Origin of the sequence: Roseivivax sp. THAF197b (assembly GCF_009363255.1) — a bacterium.
GTDB lineage: Bacteria > Pseudomonadota > Alphaproteobacteria > Rhodobacterales > Rhodobacteraceae > Roseivivax.
Genome location: NZ_CP045318.1, coordinates 1328231 through 1345844, shown reverse-complemented (window position 1 = coordinate 1345844; position 17614 = coordinate 1328231). Strand labels below are relative to the sequence as shown.

Annotated in this window: 15 protein-coding genes; 10 read left to right on the top strand and 5 right to left on the bottom strand. The window is 64.5% G+C overall.

Features of this window, described 5'->3' with window-relative positions; genetic code table 11:
• Positions 1 to 11: 11 nt before the first annotated feature.
• A complete protein-coding gene (locus FIV09_RS06700; protein ID WP_152449270.1) occupies positions 12 to 2387 on the top strand; it encodes a YbcC family protein in 2376 nt (791 codons plus the stop codon).
• 65 nt (positions 2388 to 2452) lie between these two features.
• Here the strand turns inward: FIV09_RS06700 and FIV09_RS06695 are convergent, their stop codons facing one another.
• Positions 2453 to 3406 (bottom strand): PleD family two-component system response regulator, encoded by a 954-nt coding sequence (locus FIV09_RS06695; protein WP_152449269.1) that lies wholly within the window; start codon positions 3404 to 3406, stop codon positions 2453 to 2455.
• A complete protein-coding gene (locus FIV09_RS06690; RefSeq protein WP_152449268.1) occupies positions 3387 to 3713 on the bottom strand; it encodes a hypothetical protein in 327 nt (108 codons plus the stop codon). The genes FIV09_RS06695 and FIV09_RS06690 overlap by 20 nt, the downstream gene beginning before the upstream one ends.
• On the opposite strand from FIV09_RS06690, the gene FIV09_RS06685 reads away from it, so the two are divergent.
• Positions 3712 to 4173, top strand: coding sequence for a molybdopterin-dependent oxidoreductase (locus FIV09_RS06685; RefSeq protein WP_254702320.1), 462 nt, complete (start codon positions 3712 to 3714; stop codon positions 4171 to 4173). The genes FIV09_RS06690 and FIV09_RS06685 overlap by 2 nt on opposite strands.
• Before the next feature lie 77 nt (positions 4174 to 4250).
• Here FIV09_RS06685 and FIV09_RS06680 read toward each other — a convergent pair whose 3' ends face one another.
• Positions 4251 to 4868 (bottom strand): response regulator transcription factor, encoded by a 618-nt coding sequence (locus tag FIV09_RS06680; protein WP_152449266.1) that lies wholly within the window; start codon positions 4866 to 4868, stop codon positions 4251 to 4253.
• 282 nt (positions 4869 to 5150) lie between these two features.
• Here FIV09_RS06680 and FIV09_RS06675 point away from each other — a divergent pair, with 282 nt between their 5' ends.
• The gene (locus tag FIV09_RS06675; RefSeq protein ID WP_152449265.1) at positions 5151 to 7649 is read left to right on the top strand and encodes an ATP-binding protein; all 2499 of its coding nucleotides are present in this window, start codon (positions 5151 to 5153) and stop codon (positions 7647 to 7649) included.
• 15 nt (positions 7650 to 7664) lie between these two features.
• On the opposite strand, the gene FIV09_RS06670 is transcribed toward FIV09_RS06675, so the two are convergent.
• Both FIV09_RS06670 and FIV09_RS06665 read right to left on the bottom strand, forming a co-directional pair.
• Positions 7665 to 8288: a class I SAM-dependent methyltransferase gene (locus FIV09_RS06670; protein ID WP_152449264.1), complete on the bottom strand. Its 624-nt coding sequence runs from the start codon at positions 8286 to 8288 to the stop codon at positions 7665 to 7667.
• Between the two features lie 34 nt (positions 8289 to 8322).
• Entirely contained in the window at positions 8323 to 9114 is a 792-nt protein-coding gene (locus tag FIV09_RS06665; RefSeq protein WP_152449263.1) for a DeoR/GlpR family DNA-binding transcription regulator, read from the bottom strand.
• A gap of 269 nt (positions 9115 to 9383) precedes the next feature.
• Between FIV09_RS06665 and glpD the strand changes: the two genes are divergently transcribed.
• The 7 genes from glpD (at position 9384) to FIV09_RS06630 (ending at position 17612) form a co-directional block, all read left to right on the top strand.
• Positions 9384 to 10982, top strand: coding sequence for a glycerol-3-phosphate dehydrogenase (gene glpD / locus FIV09_RS06660; RefSeq protein ID WP_152449262.1), 1599 nt, complete (start codon positions 9384 to 9386; stop codon positions 10980 to 10982).
• A gap of 13 nt (positions 10983 to 10995) precedes the next feature.
• Positions 10996 to 12084, top strand: coding sequence for an ABC transporter ATP-binding protein (locus FIV09_RS06655; RefSeq protein WP_152449261.1), 1089 nt, complete (start codon positions 10996 to 10998; stop codon positions 12082 to 12084).
• 12 nt (positions 12085 to 12096) lie between these two features.
• Positions 12097 to 13173: an ABC transporter ATP-binding protein gene (locus FIV09_RS06650; protein ID WP_152449260.1), complete on the top strand. Its 1077-nt coding sequence runs from the start codon at positions 12097 to 12099 to the stop codon at positions 13171 to 13173.
• A 364-nt stretch (positions 13174 to 13537) separates the two neighbouring features.
• A complete protein-coding gene (locus FIV09_RS06645; RefSeq protein WP_152449259.1) occupies positions 13538 to 14407 on the top strand; it encodes a carbohydrate ABC transporter permease in 870 nt (289 codons plus the stop codon).
• 3 nt (positions 14408 to 14410) lie between these two features.
• Complete coding sequence (locus FIV09_RS06640; protein ID WP_371417754.1) at positions 14411 to 15280, top strand: carbohydrate ABC transporter permease; 870 nt, start codon at positions 14411 to 14413, stop codon at positions 15278 to 15280.
• A 249-nt stretch (positions 15281 to 15529) separates the two neighbouring features.
• Positions 15530 to 15802: a DUF2160 domain-containing protein gene (locus tag FIV09_RS06635; RefSeq protein WP_152449258.1), complete on the top strand. Its 273-nt coding sequence runs from the start codon at positions 15530 to 15532 to the stop codon at positions 15800 to 15802.
• Between the two features lie 88 nt (positions 15803 to 15890).
• Positions 15891 to 17612, top strand: a complete 1722-nt coding sequence (locus FIV09_RS06630) for an ABC transporter substrate-binding protein (protein ID WP_152449257.1) — start codon at positions 15891 to 15893, stop codon at positions 17610 to 17612.
• The last annotated feature ends 2 nt before the right edge of the window (positions 17613 to 17614 follow it).

The window sequence follows — 17614 nt, the reverse complement described above, 5'->3', positions numbered from 1 at the left end:
GAGCGAAACCCATGTTTCTCAAGCACAGCACCATCGCCCCCGCACGGGTGTCCGATATCCTGAAGGCCGCAGAGACCGCCTGCCGGGCCATCCCGCCAGCCTTCCCGCTATCGGCCACGGTCGCGGTCAATCCCTTTCTCGGCCAGACCGGCGAGCCGCTGACCATGGCCGCCGCCCGGCTGGCACGGGTCGCAGGCGTGCGCCTCACGCGGAGCCGCGAGGAATACGCAGCCGCAATCGCCAAGGGCACGATCAGCGATGACGACCTTGCCGCGGCCCTGTTCGAAAGCACCGATCCGCTGAAGCCCGTCGACCTTGCCGCGCTCAAATCACGGATGAAGCGGCCCCATCCCGCACCGCAGGCGCTGCCCACCGTGGCAGAGCTTGCCGCGCAGGCCGAGGGCACCGACTGGCCCGCCCTGATCCTGCGCGCGACGGGACTTTGGGCCGCGGGCCATTTCGACGAGGGTCAGGCGCTTTGGACGCCCGCCCCGGGCCGCCCGGCCTTTGCCGCCTGGCGCGACTGGGCGACGAACGACCTCACCCCCGAGATCGCGGGGCTGACAGGCTTCTGCGCCCATGTGGCCGACGCGCCCGACACCGCCGAACGCGCGATCCTGCGCGCCTGCGAAACGCTGGGCATCACCGACGAGGCGGCCGAGACGGTGTTCCACCGCCTGCTCGTCGATCTGGGCGGCTGGGCGCATCACGCGCGCTGGCAGCTCTGGCAGGCGGAGCTGGCAGGCGGCAGCGACACGGCGTTGACGGACCTCCTTGCGATCCGGCTTTTGTGGGAAGAGGCGCTCTTTCACCATGTGCCCGCCATCGCGCCCGATTGGGAGGCGACCATCGCCGCCCATGCGGCACCGATCGCGCCCACGCCGGACGAGGTTGCCGATGCAATCCTGCAGGACGCGGCCGAACGCGCGCATCAGCGCGGCCTCGAGATCACGTTGAAGGGCGGCACGACGTCTGACGCGCGGCCCGCGCTGCAGGCGGCCTTCTGCATCGACGTGCGCTCGGAAGTGTTCCGGCGGGCGCTCGAAAGCACCGGTACGGATGTGGAGACGATCGGGTTCGCGGGCTTCTTCGGCCTGCCTGTCGCGCACAGCGCCCATGGCTCCGATCTGCAGGAGGCGCATCTGCCGGTGCTTCTGCAGCCCGCCGTGCAGGCCACCAGCCACCGTCCGCCCGAAGCCGAGCAGGACGCCCGGATCTCGGCCCGCGCCGCGCGCGCCTGGGGCCGGTTCCGGCAGGCAGCCGTGTCGTCCTTCGCCTTTGTCGAGGCGGCGGGTCCGTTCTACGGCGCAAAACTCGTGAAGGACGCGCTGGGGCGCGGCGCCAAGACCGCGACGCACCCTGCCCCGCGCTTTGCAACGGAGCTCTCGCCCGAGGACAAGGCCGCGACCGCCGCAAAGGTCCTGCGCGCAATGAGCTTCACACGCAATCACGCGCGGCTCGTCCTGCTGCTGGGGCACGGGGCGGATGTCGCCAACAACCCGCATGAGAGCGCCTATCATTGCGGCGCCTGTGGCGGTCAGACCGGCGAAGTGTCGGCCCGGCTGCTCGCAAGCCTGCTCAACGATCCCGAGACGCGCGCAGGCCTGCCGGGGCACGGCATCGATCTGCCCGCCGACACGCTGTTCGTCGCAGGCCTGCACGAGACGACGACGGACGCGGTGACGCTTTATGCCGATGATGCCGGTCCCGATCATGGCGACGACCTGAAACGGGCGCGCTTGGCGCTCGATACCGCGGGCGCCCTTGCGCGGGCCGAACGAGCGGCCCGCCTGCCCGGTGCCAAGCCCGAGACCGTCGCAGCCCGGGCGCGCAACTGGGCCGAGATCCGTCCCGAATGGGGCCTTGCAGGCTGCGCGGCCTTCATTGCGGCGCCGCGTCCGGCCACGGCGGGCGTCGATCTGGGCGGGCGCGCCTTCCTGCACAATTACGACTGGCAGGCGGATGAGGGGTTCGGCACGCTGGAGTTGATCCTGACCGCCCCCGTGGTCGTCGCAAGCTGGATCAGCCTGCAATATTACGGCTCCTCCGTGGCGCCCGAGGCGTTCGGCGGCGGCAACAAGCTGATCCACAACGTGACCGGCGGGATCGGTGTCGTGCAGGGCAATGGCGGGCGGCTGCGCACCGGTCTGCCCTGGCAGGCGGTCCATGATGGCGACGGCTTCGCCCATGAGCCGCTGCGGCTGTCGGTGATGATCGAGGCACCGGAAGCGGCGATCCTCGATATCCTGGCGCGGCATGACGGCGTGCGGGAGCTGTTCGACAATGGCTGGCTGCACCTCTTCACGCTGAAAGAGGGTCGGGTTGCTGCGCGCTACAAGCCCGGCGGCACCTTTAAGCGGGCCGCGGCAGAGACACTGGCGGCCTGAGGCAAGCTGTCAAAGGTGTTTTTGAAAATGCGGGCCTCCGTTCCGGGGGCCCGCGACGCGCAATGTCAGCTGTTCACCACGCGGGGCATCATGTCCTCGGCGCGCATGCTGGCATTGAAGATGATCTGTTCGGCGAGTTCTTCGGCGAGTTCGCGCGCGAAGCTCAGGCAGGACATCCGGTCAAGCTTGGGGATGTATCGTGGGGGACCATCGCTGGCGATGGCCACCACAGGCGCGATCTGCGCATCGGGCGAATTGTCCGCGATCCAGTCATTGAGCGAGACCGCCAGCGATTGGCAATCGACATCGCTCGGACCCCGGATCGCGAAGGCGATGGCGCCATCGCCGAGATAGGCCATCTGCACATCTTCATCCCAAAGCAGCTCCGCCAGGATGAGCGCGACCTGACGGATCGTCTGCCGGAAGGCGGGCAGCGATTGCTCCGCGTGCAGCTCCTCGACATTGACGACCTTGAGCACGCAGATCCGGAACCGCGAAAAGCTCGGCAGCGCCTGCAGCGAGTTTTTCAGTGCCTCGACGCTGACCGCGCCGGGGACCTTCCGAAGCATGAAGGGCTCCGACAGGCTGGAGGCCGCGGTCTCGACCGGAACGAGCGCGGGCCGGGCCACCTCTGGCTGCTGGGACGCGGATCGCCGCCGCGCCAGATCGACCCGCAGGCCGATCTCTGCCTGTTCGAACGGTTTGACGATGTAATCGCTCGCCCCCGCGTCGAAAGCCTGCGTCACATAAGCCCGGTGGTCGAGGCGCGTGACCATGATGATGGGCACATCGGCATAATCCGCATGCGCCCGGATATGGCGGCACAGCTCTATCCCGTCCATGTTCGGCATGTTCACATCAAGCAGGAAGCAATCGAACGGCGCGTCCGCCTGCGCGATCAAATCCAGCGCAGCCTCGCCGCTTTCGGCGAAGGCCGTGTCGAAATACCCGGCACGGCTCAGGGCAAGTCTGAGCATGTCCCGTATGAAACTGTCATCATCAACGGCCAATATCCGCATGTCGCTGCTCCGGCTTGAAAAATACAACTCTAAGGAGCAGCCAGAATGTGGCGAGCGTTTGGCACTTTGCCGCCAGATCGGTGAACATTCTCACGGGCCTGTGAAGCCGCCTTTGCAGAAATTCGCTGAAATATACGAAAGTATAGTTTCCCATCCCTTCGCGCGGATGTCTGGTCAGGCATTCTCTGGCATTTGGATGGTTAACTGTAAGTGATTGAATGCGAATTTGAACTGGTACCCGAATCATGATTACGCACCGCATCTTTTTTACTGCTTTCGCGGCCGGCTTGCTCAGCATGTCGGCCATGTCGCCCGCCTCGGCAGACCAACTGCCGGAACCGGAAGGCGCGGTGCTCCTGACAGTCACCGGCGACATCAAGGTCACCAATGTCGGGGATACGGCCCAGTTCGACCTCGACATGCTGCGCGCAATGGAGCCTGAGACCTTCGCCACGTCCACCATCTGGACTGACGGCGTGCAGCGCTACACTGGGGTGCCCTTGCGCACCCTCATGGACCGGCTCGGCGTCGAGAGCGGCACGATCGAAGCGCGCGCAATCAACGATTACGCCATCGACATCCCCCTCGACGACCCGACTTCCAGCGCTCCGATCATCGCCTTCGCCGTGGATGACAAGCGGATCTCGCGGCGGGAAAAGGGACCGCTCTGGATCGTCTATCCGTTCGATTCGAGCGTCGAATACAGGTCGGAAGTGGTCTATGCGCGCAGCATCTGGCAGCTCGATCGTATCCACGTCACGCCCTGAACGCACCGCGACGTCCGGTAGCCCGCCAGCATCGCGCGCCGGTTACGCCCCAAGCCGCCCCGTGCGACCGCCGCTGATCATTCGATCTGCGCCTCGCGGGCCAGCATCGCGGCCTGGGTGCGGTTGCGCACGTCAAGCTTGCGGAACATCGTCTTCATATGCAGCTTCACCGTCGGTTCGGTGACGCCGAGATCGCGGGCAATCTCCTTGTTTGACTTGCCCTCCTTGACCCCGCGCAAGACATCCCGTTCGCGCGGCGTCAGCGACGCGGCGAGCGGATTGCTCGGCTCGGAATCGCCGCTCCGCATGAATTCGATCGGCGCGTATTGCTCGCCCATGGCCATGAACTTGATGGCGCTGACCAGCGACTTTGCCCCGAGCGTTTTCGGAATGAACCCGGCGGCCCCCATGTTCAGGGCCTGCTTGGCCACGTCCCGCGTGGCCTCCCCCGAGATCAGCGCGACACGCTGATTGCCGCCGCCGAGGCTGATGGCATCGGCCACGCTGGACAGACCGGTCATGCCGGGCATGCGGAAATCGAGCAGGATCAGATCGAATTGCGGGCTTTTCTCGACGCAGCGGCGCACCTCGTCGAAGGATGCGGCCTGCTCCGTCTGGACGCCGTCTTCGCCTTCGAGGTACGCAACCAATGTTTCGCGTAACAGGTCGTGGTCATCTGCGATCAAGACGCGCAAAAGCGGGCTCCGGACTGGCTACAGGGCGAACAGGTCAACTCACTACAGCGCCTGGCAAGCAACACCGATCACCCCGATACAAGCACTGGCACAGTCCCTATAATCGCATCGGGACGAATGTGCGGCAAGCCAAATTACGGGCAAAATTCGACCGATATCAAACAGCTTCTGTGCGCCCGTGCGACAATCACCCTGCCCTGCAACCATCTACCCTTTCCCGGAAAACACTGGCTGAAAACCCGCTTTGCGATATGATCGCGCAACACCGCAAAGCAGGCGCAGATGGCACTCGACCCTTCCAGAACGATTGCAAGGCGCGGCCTCACGGGCCTCATACTGGTTGCCGCCGTCTGTCTGCCGCTCATCGCGCTCATGGTCCAGGACGTGGTGCGGGAATTGCGCCTGCTCCGGTCTGCCTCCGCGGACAATCTGCAATGGACATTGTCCCAGGCCGAAATCGAATTCCAGGAATTTCGCCGCTCGGCAGAACGTGTCGCCAATGGCAGCGCCTCCGATCTGGAAACGCTACGGGCCGATTTCGATATCTTCTACAGCCGCATCGGCACGCTTGAGGCCAGCGGGGTTTTCGTCCGGTTGCGCGAGAACGACGAGTTCGATGCCGCCCTCACCACCCTGCGCGAATTCCTCGACGCCTCGGTCCCTGTCATCGACGGCCCGGACGCGGCATTGCGCGAAGAGGTGCGCAGATGGCCGCCGCAACTGGCCGAGTTGCGCGAGGTGACGCGGGATCTTTCGATTTCCGGGCTGACCTTCTTCGCCTCCGCCTCCGAAGCGCGGCGCGACGGGATCGCGCTCACACTGCGCCGTGTGGCGCTTCTGACAACAGCGCTCTTGCTGGCGATGGCTGCCACGCTGGTTATCCTGCGCCGTACCACGACCCAATTGCAGGAGCGCGGGCGTCTGCTCAGTGCCACGAATGCACGACTGAACACCATTCTGGACACGACCCGCGACGGCATCGTCGTGGCCGACCGCCATGGCCGCATCCTGCAGTTCAATGCCGCAGCGGAGGCGATGTTCGGACGCAAGGCGCCCCAAGTGGACGGGCTGCGCTTTTCGCGCTTCATCCGCTCAACCGAGACGAAGCACGATCCGGTACGCCTCGAGAGCCTGGACGGACAAGGCCGCTGGACCATGGAGGGATTGCGCAGGGACGGCAGCACCTTCCCCATCGAGATCGCCGTTTCGCGTGCCTCCGCAGGCGGCGAGGACATCTTCATCGGGTCCGTGCGCGACGTGTCGCACAGTGTCGCCGCCGAACGGGACCTTCTTGCCGCCCATGACCGGGCCGTTGCGGGCGAGAAGGCCAAATCCGACTTCCTGGCCGTGATGACGCATGAGATCCGAACGCCGCTCAATGGCCTTCTGGGCAATCTCAACCTGATGCAGGACACGGACCTCACGGAGGATCAGTCCCGCTTCACGCGCAACATGGCCATCTCGGGCGAGGTGCTGATGCGGCACGTGGATTCGGTGATGGATATCGCCCGGCTGGAGGCGCAGACTCCGCCCAATGCGCGCGAGCCTGTGCATCTGGGCCAGCTGTTGCAGGATGTGGTGGACGGGCAAAGCGGTGCCGCCGTCGCGCGCGACACCACGCTGACCTGGCGCTGGATCGGCCCGGCCGCGGGCTGGGTCGCAAGCGATCCGGTGCGCCTGAACCAGATCCTGCTCAACCTCGTCGGCAATGCCATCAAGTTCACCGAGGCCGGTGCGATCATCATCGAGGCCGAGGCCGAGACCGACCGTGACGATCCCGGCAAGCTGACGCTCGAGCTGCGGGTCATCGATACCGGCATCGGTATCGCCGAAGACGCACTCGAGACGGTGTTCGACGATTTCACCACGCTCGATACGAGTTACCGGCGCAAGACCGGCGGCACCGGGCTCGGCCTCGGGATTGCGCGGCGCCTGACCGAAAGCCTCGGCGGCGAGATTGGCGCGGAAAGCACGCTTGGGGAGGGCAGCGTCTTCTGGCTGCGCCTGCCCCTGACCCGGACCGCCGCGCCCGCCCAACCGATCCGGCAGACCGAGGACGCCGCGGAGGCCAGACCGCTCGATATCCTGGTTGTCGAGGATAACGACATCAATCAAGACCTCGCCCTCGACCAGCTGCGCGCGCTCGGCCATCGCGCTGTTGCCGCCAGTGACGGACGCGCGGGCGTGGCCATGGCGGAGGCGCAAGCCTTCGATGCCATCCTGATGGACATCTCCATGCCGGTCATGGACGGGCTGGAGGCCGCGCGGCATATCCGCGCCTCGAACGGGCCCTGTGCGAACGCGCCGATCATTGCGCTGTCCGCCAATGTCCTCGCCCGCAATCAGGAACGCTTCAAGGCCGCGGGCATGAACGACTTCCTGGGCAAGCCCTTCACGCGTGCCGCACTGCAGGCCACGCTTGAACGCGCCATGTCGCGCCCTGCCCCAGCCCCTCGCGCCGATGATGGCCCCGGCACGCGGATGCCCTCCGACGCGGTGGTCGCCCGGCTTCGCGCGACCTTGTCGAAAGAAGTGGCGGACCTGATCGACTGGCTGTCCGAGGCCGATATCGACACGCCCGAGATCGGGGAGCGTTGCCACCGGATCGCAGGCACTGCCGCCGCCTTCGAAGAGACCGGCCTGCGCGACGCGCTCGTCGCCATCGAGGAGGCAGCAGAGGCCAAGGATGCCCCGACCTTCCAAAGCCGTGTGGCGGATCTGGCCAAGCTCGACCCACGCCGCAACGACGCGTCCGGTGCGCCCCAAAAGCACGCCGTGTAAGCGGTCACGCGCGGGCTAGATCACCTCGTAGACATGCACGCGGTGGGTGATCTCGGGCTCACCGTAAGGCATCGACTGGAATGGCGCGGTCTTGAAGACCTCGCGCCAGCGTCCCGAAGCGGCAAGCTGCGCCACGGCCTCCGGATAGGCCGGGTCCTGCCCTGCATCGGCGCGGAGCGAGAACAGGACCAACCCGCCGGGCCGGGTCACGCGCGTCAGATCCTCGAAGGACGATGCGGGCGCATGGCCGGGCGAAATACACCCGCAGGCATAGCTCACGGCGAAATGGTCATCCGGAAAATCGAGCCTTCCGCCCAACGCCATCTGGCGCAATTCCGCGTAGAGCCCCTTGGCGCGTGCGACCGCCAACATGCCCTCGGACAGATCGATGCCCGTCAGCGGGCCGTACCCCAAAAGCGCCAGGGGTTCGGCCTGGATACCGCCACCGCAGCCCGCATCGAGGATGGGGCCTGCGTCGCGCGGCACATGGGCGGCGAAGACAGACGCGAAGGCTGCAGGCAGCCGGTAGCCCATCGCGCAAAGGTCGCGCTCATAGGCGTCGGCCCAATCGTCATAGGCCGCGCGCGCCTCGTCGCTGTTCTGCGCGCCATAGACACGCTCCAGATGTGCGTCGGACATGGTGCCCCCCTTTGCCGTGACAGGATCAGGTTAGTCACGACGCCGCGCGCGACAAGCCCCCGCCTTGGGTCGGCGGGGTCACCGTTGTTCCCCATTCACGGCATTTGGCCGCGAGCGATCCGGGCAGCGTCGCATCGGTAAAGAACGTATCGATATCGGCCAAGGTGGCGATCCGTGCGGGCGCGCTGCGGGTGAATTTCGATTGATCGGCGACAAGGAAGGTGCGCCGCGCTTGGGCGAGGATGGTTTGGCTGACGCCCACCTCCTCGATGTCGAAATCCAGAAGGTCGCCGTCATCATCCAGAGCCGAGCAGCCGATCACCGCGAGATCGAATTTGAACTGACGGATCGTCTCGGCGGCGAGGTTGCCGACGAGCCCGCCATCGGACCTGCGCAAGCGTCCCCCGGTGACCACGACCTCGCAGCCATCATTCGCGGCCAGGATATTGGCCACATTCATGTTGTTGGTCACCACCAGCAGGTTGGCATGCTGGTCGAGCGCCCGCGCGACCGCCTCCGTCGAGGTGCCGATATTGAGGAAAAGCGAGATATTGTCGGGGATCTGCGCCGCACAGGCCTCCGCGATGGCGGTCTTGGCCTCCGTGTTGAGCGCGCGGCGCTCCTCGTAGCCGATATTGGTGGTCCCGGACGGCAGCACGGCGCCGCCATGCACCCGCTCCAGACGGCCCGCCTCGGCCAGGTCCGTCAGATCGCGTCGGATGGTCTGGTGCGTGACCCCGAAATGAGCCGCGAGCCCTTCGACGGTGACGGCCCCGTCGCGCCGGGCGATGTCGATGATCTCGCTGTGCCGGAAGGTTTGGGACATCGGCGCTTTCGTTTTCGTTCGGTTATGCCCGCCACGGATGCGGCAAGGAGGGTGCGAGTCGCGAACCGAAACGACGTCCGATTCGGTTTTTTGCCTAAATTCAACGCTTACGATGACGATTTACGCAGGCATTGACGCCACGACACTGTCCGCCACGCCTCATAAAAATCAAGAAAAATCTTCGAAAACGAAAATAAACGAAAAAACTCTTGAACGGGACAGAGCGGTTTGTCAGTGTCGTGAGGCCTGATCGTTTTGGGAGGAACGGTATGGCCCAGCGGCCAGATACAGACATCAGCGACCTGTTCATCATCGGGGGCGGCATCAACGGATGCGGCATCGCCCGGGATGCGTCCGGTCGCGGTCTCTCCGTCACCCTGGCGGAGATGAACGATCTGGCCTCGGCCACCTCCTCCGCCTCGACGAAGCTCTTCCATGGCGGCCTGCGCTACCTCGAATATTTCGAGGTGCGGCTCGTGCGCGAAAGCCTGATCGAGCGCGAGACGCTGCTGCGCGCCATGCCGCATATCAGCTGGCCGATGCGATTTGTGCTGCCCTATCATAAGGATATGCGTTTCGAGAGCGAAACGCCGACGTCGCGGCTCCTGTCCCGGATCATGCCGTGGATGAAGGGACGCAGACCGGCCTGGCTGATCCGGCTGGGGCTTTTCATGTACGACCATCTGGGCGGCCGGAAGATCCTGCCCGGCACGTCGACCCTGTCGCTGACGGGCACGCCCGAGGGCGCGCCGCTCGAGGATCGGTTCGAAACGGCCTTCGAATATTCCGATTGCTGGGTCGAGGATTCGCGCCTCGTCGTGCTGAATGCGCGGGATGCGGAGGCGCGTGGCGCCGAGATCCTGACGCGCACGAAAGTGGTCAGCGCGGAGCGGGACGGCGATCATTGGCGTATCGAAACGCAAAATAGCGAACATGGCGCGCGCCGCACCCACCGCGCCCGCATGCTCGTGAATGCCGCGGGCCCTTGGGTCGGCGATGTGATCCAGACCAAGGTCCGGCTCAATTCCTCGGACGGGGTGCGGCTCGTGCGCGGCAGCCATATCGTGACGAAGAAGCTCTACGATCACGACAAGTGCTACTTCTTTCAGGGCACCGACGGGCGGATCATCTTCGCCATCCCCTATGAGCAGGATTTCACCCTGATCGGCACCACCGATGCCGAACATCTCGACCCGTCGGACAAACCCGTCGCAACTGAAGCCGAGCAGACCTACCTGATTGATTTCGCGAACAATTACTTCAAGCACCAAATCACGAAAGCCGATGTGGTCTGGACTTTCTCCGGCGTCCGGCCCCTTTTCGACGACGGTGCGTCCAGCGCCAGTGCCGCGACCCGCGACTACACGCTGAAGGTCGATGCGGAGGGCGGCGCGCCCATGCTGAACATCTTCGGCGGCAAGATCACAACCTATCGCCGCCTCGCCGAATCCGCGCTTGAGCAGATCGGCGGTCATCTGCACGTCTCGAAAGGGCCCTGGACCGCGGGCGTGCCCCTGCCCGGCGGCGATTTCGCCGTGGATGGCGTGGCTGCTCTGACAGACGCGCTCAAGGCGGAATACCCGTTTCTGGACGACAGATGGGCGGGCCGCCTCGTGCGCGCCTACGGCACGGAAGCCCGCGCGATCCTCGGAGACGCGAGGAGCCCCGAGGCTCTGGGAAAAAACTTCGGCGCAACCCTGACGGAGGCCGAAATTCACTGGCTCATGGCGCAGGAATACGCACAGAATGCCGAGGACGTCGTCTGGCGGCGCAGCAAGCTCGGCCTGCGCATGACGGACGAGAATATCGCCGCGCTCGACGCCTTCATGGCAGCGGCGCGTGACACGCAGACCCGCGCGGCGGAATGAGAGGACGGAACCGATGACGCTCGAACTCAAAGGCGTATCCAAGACGGTCGACGGGCAGACGCATATCTACCCCACCGATCTGACGCTCGAGAAAGGCACGATGAACGTCCTGCTGGGGCCCACCTCCTCGGGCAAGACGTCGCTCATGCGGCTGATGGCCGGGCTCGACGTGCCCGCGACGGGCCAGATCCTGTGGCAGGGCGAGGATGTGACCGGCCAGCGCGTGCAGGATCGCAAGGTCGCGATGGTCTACCAGCAATTCATCAACTACCCCTCGATGAGCGTCTACGACAACATCGCCTCGCCCATGAAGCTGATGGGGGTCGATGGCTCCGAGATCGACCGCCGCGTGCGCGAAACCGCCGAGCTGATGCAGCTCACCCCGATGCTCGACCGCAAGCCCTTGGAACTGTCTGGCGGCCAGCAGCAGCGTTGCGCCCTGGCCCGTGCGCTTGTGAAGAATGCGGGCCTTGTGCTGCTCGATGAGCCGCTGGCGAACCTCGATTACAAGCTGCGCGAGGAATTGCGCGTAGAGATCCCGAAGATCTTCGAGAAGTCGGGCTCCATCTTCGTCTATGCCACGACCGAACCCGAGGAAGCGCTGCTTCTGGGCGGCAATACCGCAACCCTCTGGGAGGGCCGCGTGACGCAGTTCGGCCTCACGCCCGACGTCTATCGCCAGCCGGTGGATGCGACCACGGCGCGGGTCTTCTCGGACCCGCCGATGAACTTCCTGCCGGTGTCGAAGACCGGATCGAACCTGATGTTCGGCGACGGACAGAGCACGCCCGCGAAAGGCCGCCTCGCCGACCTGCCCGACGGGCGCTATACCGCCGGGTTCCGGCCCAACCACCTCGAGATCGGCAAACATTCCGAGGACGCGATGGAGTTCACAACCCGGCTCGTCGTGACGGAGCTGACCGGTTCGGAGACCTTCGTGCATCTCGATCATCACGGGCAGCGCTGGGTCGGACTGATCCACGGCGTTCACCACCTCGATATCGGCAAGGACCTGTCCGTGTGGCTCGATCCGCGGCACGTCTACGTGTTCGGCGAAAACGGTGATCTGATCGCCCCCGCAGCCTACGCGCTGGCCGCCTGAGGAGAGAGAGACATGGCAAAGATCACCCTCGACAACCTCGCCCATTCCTACCTGCCCAACCCGGGCAGCGAGGACGATTTCGCGCTGAAGGAGCTCAACCACGATTGGGAAGACGGCGCGGCCTATGCCCTGCTCGGATCGTCGGGCTGCGGCAAGTCCACCCTTCTGAACATCATCTCGGGGCTGTTGCAGCCCAGCCAGGGCCGCATCCTGTTCAACGACCGCGACGTGACGCATCAGGAAACCGCCGAGCGCAATATCGCGCAGGTGTTCCAGTTCCCGGTGGTCTACGACACGATGACCGTGCGCGACAATCTCGCCTTTCCCCTGCGCAATCGCGGCAATGACGAGGCCTATATCGCCGAGCGCGTGCAGGAAATCGGCCGCATGATCGACATGGAGGACATGCTCGACCGCAAGGCGCGGGGCCTCACGGCGGATGCCAAGCAGAAGATCTCGCTCGGGCGGGGCATGGTGCGCAAGGACGTGAACGCGCTGTTGTTCGACGAGCCGCTGACGGTGATCGACCCGCATATGAAATGGGAGCTTCGGACCCAGCTGAAGAAGCTGCACCACGAGTTCGGCCATACGATGATCTACGTGACCCACGACCAGACCGAGGCGCTGACCTTCGCCGACAAGGTGGTGGTGATGTATGACGGGCGCGTGGTGCAGATCGGCACGCCCGACGAGCTGTTTGAACGGCCCGAGCATACCTTCGTGGGCTATTTCATCGGCTCGCCCGGCATGAACGTGATCCCCGCGCGGGTCGAGGGGCGCAAGGCCTATGTCGAGGGCTCCGAAGTGCCGCTGGGTGCGGGCTACGCGCCGCTTGACGGCAAGGTCGAGCTGGGCGTGCGGCCCGAATTCGTGCGCCTGTCCGCGGAAGAAGGCCTGCCGGTGAAGGTCCGCCGGGTCGAGGATGTGGGCCGCCACAAGATCATCCGCGCGGAATTTTTCGGAAGCGATATCAATATCATCGCAGGCGAAGATGATGTGATCGGTGCGGATATGACGCGGGTCGTGTTCGACCCGGACCACGTGAATGTCTATGCCAATGACTGGCGTGTGAAGGGGGAAGCGGCGTGATGTTGGCTCTCCATCATCACGCGCGCTTCGGGGCGTTGGGAGATTCTTGGGTCAAGGCCGAGGATGAGGTCTCTCGGGTCGGACGTTGCGCGAGCCGCGCCAGCGCTGGACCGGGGTTCGGCGCTCCGACTTCCGAGGTCTGCGCTTTATCCACGCCACGTCCCTCTGCCTCCCGAGCGGTGCGCTTGCATTTCCAAAGCGCCGGACCGTCGGGCTGGTCCAGCGCTGGCGCGACAGCCTGCGGCCTTGTTCCGCGCCCGGTGCATCGCTCGATCATCACAGCGCCAGCCCGCCGGTCCGGCGCAGTCTCGGTAAGCGACCAAATTGGCGACGCAATTCAATCCTCTTCCCGAAAGGCCCCGTGATGGAAAAGACCGTCAATCAGAAAGCCTGGTTTCTCGTCCTCCCGGTCCTGATCCTCGTCGCCTTCTCGGCCGTGATCCCACTGATGACTGTGGTGAACTACTCCGTGCAGGACACGTTCGGGAACAACCAGTTCTTCTGGGCCGGGCTCGAATGGTTCGAGGAGATGCTCGAGGATGAACGCATGTGGGACGCGCTCCAGCGCCAGCTGCTGTTCTCGGGGATTATCCTCGCGATCGAGATCCCGCTGGGCATCTTCGTTGCGCTCAACATGCCGAAATCCGGCTTCTGGTCGTCCTTCTGCCTCGTGATGATGTCGCTGCCGCTGCTCATTCCGTGGAACGTCGTGGGCACGATCTGGCAGATCTTCGGCCGCGTCGATATCGGCCTTCTGGGCCATACGCTCGATGCGCTGGGGATCAGCTACAACTACACGCAAGACACCTTTGCTGCCTGGGTCACGATCATCGTGATGGATGTCTGGCACTGGACATCGCTCGTGGCGCTTCTGGCTTTCGCGGGTCTCAAGTCGATCCCCGACGCCTATTACCAGGCGGCCAAGATCGACCAGGCGAGCCGCTGGAAGGTGTTCCGTTTCATCGAGCTGCCGAAGATGATGGGCGTTCTGATGATCGCGATCCTTCTGCGCTTCATGGACAGCTTCATGATCTACACCGAGCCGTTCGTCGTGACCGGCGGCGGACCGGGCAATGCCACCACGCTTCTGTCGATCGACCTCGTGAAGATGGCGCTGGGACAGTTCGACCTTGGCCCCGCGGCGGCGTTCTCGCTGATGTATTTCCTGGTGATCCTGCTGATTTCCTGGGTGTTCTACACCGTGATGGTCAATCTCGACAAAAGGGAGGGCTGAGCCATGGCTGACACGACGTCCCGCATCCCCGGCGATCTGACTGCCGAAGGCAAGGCCCGCAAAGCGCGCATGCGGCTCAATTCGAGCGCGGTGGTGATGACGCTCTACCTGCTGTTCCTGCTCCTGCCGATCTACTGGCTTCTCAACATGAGCCTGAAGACCAACACGGAGATCCTGAACAGCTTCACGCTCTGGCCGCGCAACCTGACGCTTGCCAATTACGCGACGATCCTGACCGATCCCGCTTGGTATATGGGCTATGTGAACTCGCTCATCTACGTGGTGATGAACACGGTGATCAGCCTCGCCGTGGCGCTGCCTGCGGCTTACGCCTTCTCGCGCTATCACTTCATGGGCGACAAACACCTGTTCTTCTGGCTGCTGACGAACCGGATGGCCCCGCCTGCGGTCTTCGCCCTGCCCTTCTTCCAGCTTTACTCCTCGGTCGGGCTCTTCGACACGCATATCGCGGTGGCGCTGGCGCATTGTCTGTTCAACGTGCCGCTGGCGGTGTGGATCCTCGAAGGCTTCATGCGCGGCGTGCCGAAGGAGATCGACGAGACCGCCTATATCGACGGCTATTCCTTCGGCGGGTTCTTCGTGAAGATCTTCATGCCGCTGATCGCATCCGGCATCGGCGTCGCGGCCTTCTTCTGCTTCATGTTCTCGTGGGTGGAGCTCTTGCTGTCCCGCACACTGACCACGGTGGACGCCAAGCCCATCGCGGCGATCATGACCCGGACGCAAGGGGCTGCGGGCATCGACTGGGGCGTGCTGGCCGCGGCGGGCGTGCTGACCATCGTGCCAGGCGCGCTCGTGATCTACTTCGTGCGCAACTACATCGCGAAGGGCTTTGCCCTGGGGCGGGTGTGATGCAGGGCATCGCTTTCCCCGTCGCGCGGAGCCGCGCCAGCGCTGGACCGGGGTTCGGCGCCGCAACCTCCGAGGTCCGCACTTTATGTCGGCCACGTCCCTCTGCTGCCCGAGCGGTGTGCAAGCGTCACCAAAGCGCCGGACCGTCGGGCCGGTCCAGCGCTGGCGCGGCGGCCTGCGGCCTTGTTCCGCGCCGATGGCACTGCGCGCGCCGAAGAACCAACCCGACACAGCGAAAGGACCACTGACATGGCATGGATGGCATGGACCTGGCCCACGGCGGCCTTCTTCGCGGTGATCGCGCTTCTTCTGATCACCTTCACGATCCTCGCGATCAAGTTCCCCGAAACCCCGCGCGTGGGCATCCTGCGCATCGAGACCACGCGGGGCGACCGGCTTTTCATCACCCTTCTGGGCTCGGCCTTCATCAACCTGGCCTGGCTTGGACTGATCGGGGCGAACCAACCCTTCGCCCTCATCGTCTGCCTGATCTATGCCGCGGCGGTCTTCCGCTGGGTCTGATCAGGTTTCCACCACGCGCGGGCAAACGAGGAGGTCCGCGCGGTAACGCTTCACTCCTCGACATAACGGTTCAATCAGGGAGGAACCAATGAACCTGAGTTTGAAATCAACCACGGCCATGGCGCTCGCGCTCGGCCTCGCATCCGGACCGGCCTTTGCCGGGATGGACGAGGCGCGCGCGTTCCTCGACGAGGAAATCGGTGAGCTCAGCGCGCTGACCCGCGAAGAGCAGGAAGCGGAGATGCAGTTCTTCGTGGATGCGGCCGAAGCCTTCCAGGGCATGGAGATCAAAGTCGTCTCCGAGACCATCACCACCCACGAATACGAGAGCCAGGTCCTGGCCCCCGCATTCACCGCGATCACCGGCATCCAGGTCACCCATGACCTGATCGGCGAAGGCGACGTCGTCGAGAAGCTGCAGACGCAGATGCAGTCGGGCGAGAACATCTATGACGCCTATATCAACGACTCGGACCTGATCGGCACCCACTGGCGCTACCAGCAGGTGCGCAACCTCACGGACTGGATGGCCAACGAAGGCGCGGACGTGACGCTGCCGACCCTCGATCTCGAGGATTTCATCGGCACCGAATTCACCACCGCCCCCGACGGCAAGCTCTACCAGCTGCCCGACCAGCAATTCGCGAACCTCTACTGGTTCCGCTACGATTGGTTCAACGACGAGAAGAACAAGGCCGACTTCCAGGAAGCCTATGGCTACGAGCTCGGCGTTCCGGTCAACTGGTCGGCCTATGAGGACATCGCGGAGTTCTTCACCGGCCGTGACCTGAGCCACCTCGATGTCGAAGGCGAAGTCTTCGGCAACATGGATTACGGCAAGAAGGATCCCTCGCTCGGCTGGCGTTACACCGATGCGTGGATGTCCATGGCCGGCATGGGATCCGAAGGTGAGCCGAACGGTCTGCCCGTCGACGAATGGGGCATCCGGGTGAACGAGAACTCGCAGCCCGTGGGTTCCTGCGTCGCGCGCGGCGGTGCCACCAACGGCCCCGCAGCGGTTTACGCCGTGACCAAGGCCATCGAATGGCTCGAGAAGTACTCCCCGCCCGCAGCGGCAGGCATGACCTTCTCCGAGGCAGGCCCGATCCCCGCGCAGGGCAACGTGGCCCAGCAGATGTTCTGGTACACCGCCTTCACCGCCGCCACGGTCGAGCCCGACCTGCCGGTGATGAACGAGGACGGCACGCCCAAGTGGCGCATGGCCCCCTCGCCGCACGGTGTGTATTGGACCGAAGGCACCAAGATCGGTTACCAGGACGTGGGTTCCTGGACGCTGATGAAGTCCACGCCGGAAGATCGCGCCAAGGCGGCCTGGCTCTACGCCCAGTTCGTCACCTCGAAGACCGTGGACGTGAAGAAGTCCCATGTGGGCCTGACCTTCGTGCGTGAATCCTCGATCCAGCACGAAAGCTTCACCGAGCGCGCGCCGCGTCTCGGCGGCCTGGTGGAATTCTACCGCTCGCCCGCGCGGACGCAGTGGTCGCCCACCGGCACCAACGTTCCGGATTACCCGAAGCTCGCGCAGCTCTGGTGGCAGAACATCGGCGACGCGATGTCCGGTGCGAAGACCCCGCAGGAAGCGCTCGACGCGCTGTGCGAGGACCAGGAAGACGTGCTCGCGCGTCTCGAGCGTGCAGGCATCCAGGGCGATATCGGTCCCAAGCTCAACGAAGAGCAGGATCCCGAGTACTGGCTGAGCCAGGAAGGCTCGCCCAAGGCCAAGCTCGAGAACGAGGACGAAGAGCCGATCACCATCTCCTATGATGAGCTGATCAAGTCCTGGCAGTAATC

Coding starts and splice junctions, on each gene's coding strand:
- FIV09_RS06685 (WP_254702320.1), top strand. CDS start 3,712: ATGTCGCCCGCCTCGGCAGACCAACTGCCGGAACCGGAAGGCGCGGTG.
- FIV09_RS06630 (WP_152449257.1), top strand. CDS start 15,891: ATGAACCTGAGTTTGAAATCAACCACGGCCATGGCGCTCGCGCTCGGC.
- FIV09_RS06650 (WP_152449260.1), top strand. CDS start 12,097: ATGGCAAAGATCACCCTCGACAACCTCGCCCATTCCTACCTGCCCAAC.
- FIV09_RS06635 (WP_152449258.1), top strand. CDS start 15,530: ATGGCATGGATGGCATGGACCTGGCCCACGGCGGCCTTCTTCGCGGTG.
- FIV09_RS06690 (WP_152449268.1), bottom strand. CDS start 3,713: ATGGCCGACATGCTGAGCAAGCCGGCCGCGAAAGCAGTAAAAAAGATG.
- FIV09_RS06700 (WP_152449270.1), top strand. CDS start 12: ATGTTTCTCAAGCACAGCACCATCGCCCCCGCACGGGTGTCCGATATC.
- FIV09_RS06655 (WP_152449261.1), top strand. CDS start 10,996: ATGACGCTCGAACTCAAAGGCGTATCCAAGACGGTCGACGGGCAGACG.
- FIV09_RS06695 (WP_152449269.1), bottom strand. CDS start 3,406: ATGCGGATATTGGCCGTTGATGATGACAGTTTCATACGGGACATGCTC.
- glpD (WP_152449262.1), top strand. CDS start 9,384: ATGGCCCAGCGGCCAGATACAGACATCAGCGACCTGTTCATCATCGGG.
- FIV09_RS06665 (WP_152449263.1), bottom strand. CDS start 9,114: ATGTCCCAAACCTTCCGGCACAGCGAGATCATCGACATCGCCCGGCGC.
- FIV09_RS06645 (WP_152449259.1), top strand. CDS start 13,538: ATGGAAAAGACCGTCAATCAGAAAGCCTGGTTTCTCGTCCTCCCGGTC.
- FIV09_RS06670 (WP_152449264.1), bottom strand. CDS start 8,288: ATGTCCGACGCACATCTGGAGCGTGTCTATGGCGCGCAGAACAGCGAC.
- FIV09_RS06675 (WP_152449265.1), top strand. CDS start 5,151: ATGGCACTCGACCCTTCCAGAACGATTGCAAGGCGCGGCCTCACGGGC.
- FIV09_RS06640 (WP_371417754.1), top strand. CDS start 14,411: ATGGCTGACACGACGTCCCGCATCCCCGGCGATCTGACTGCCGAAGGC.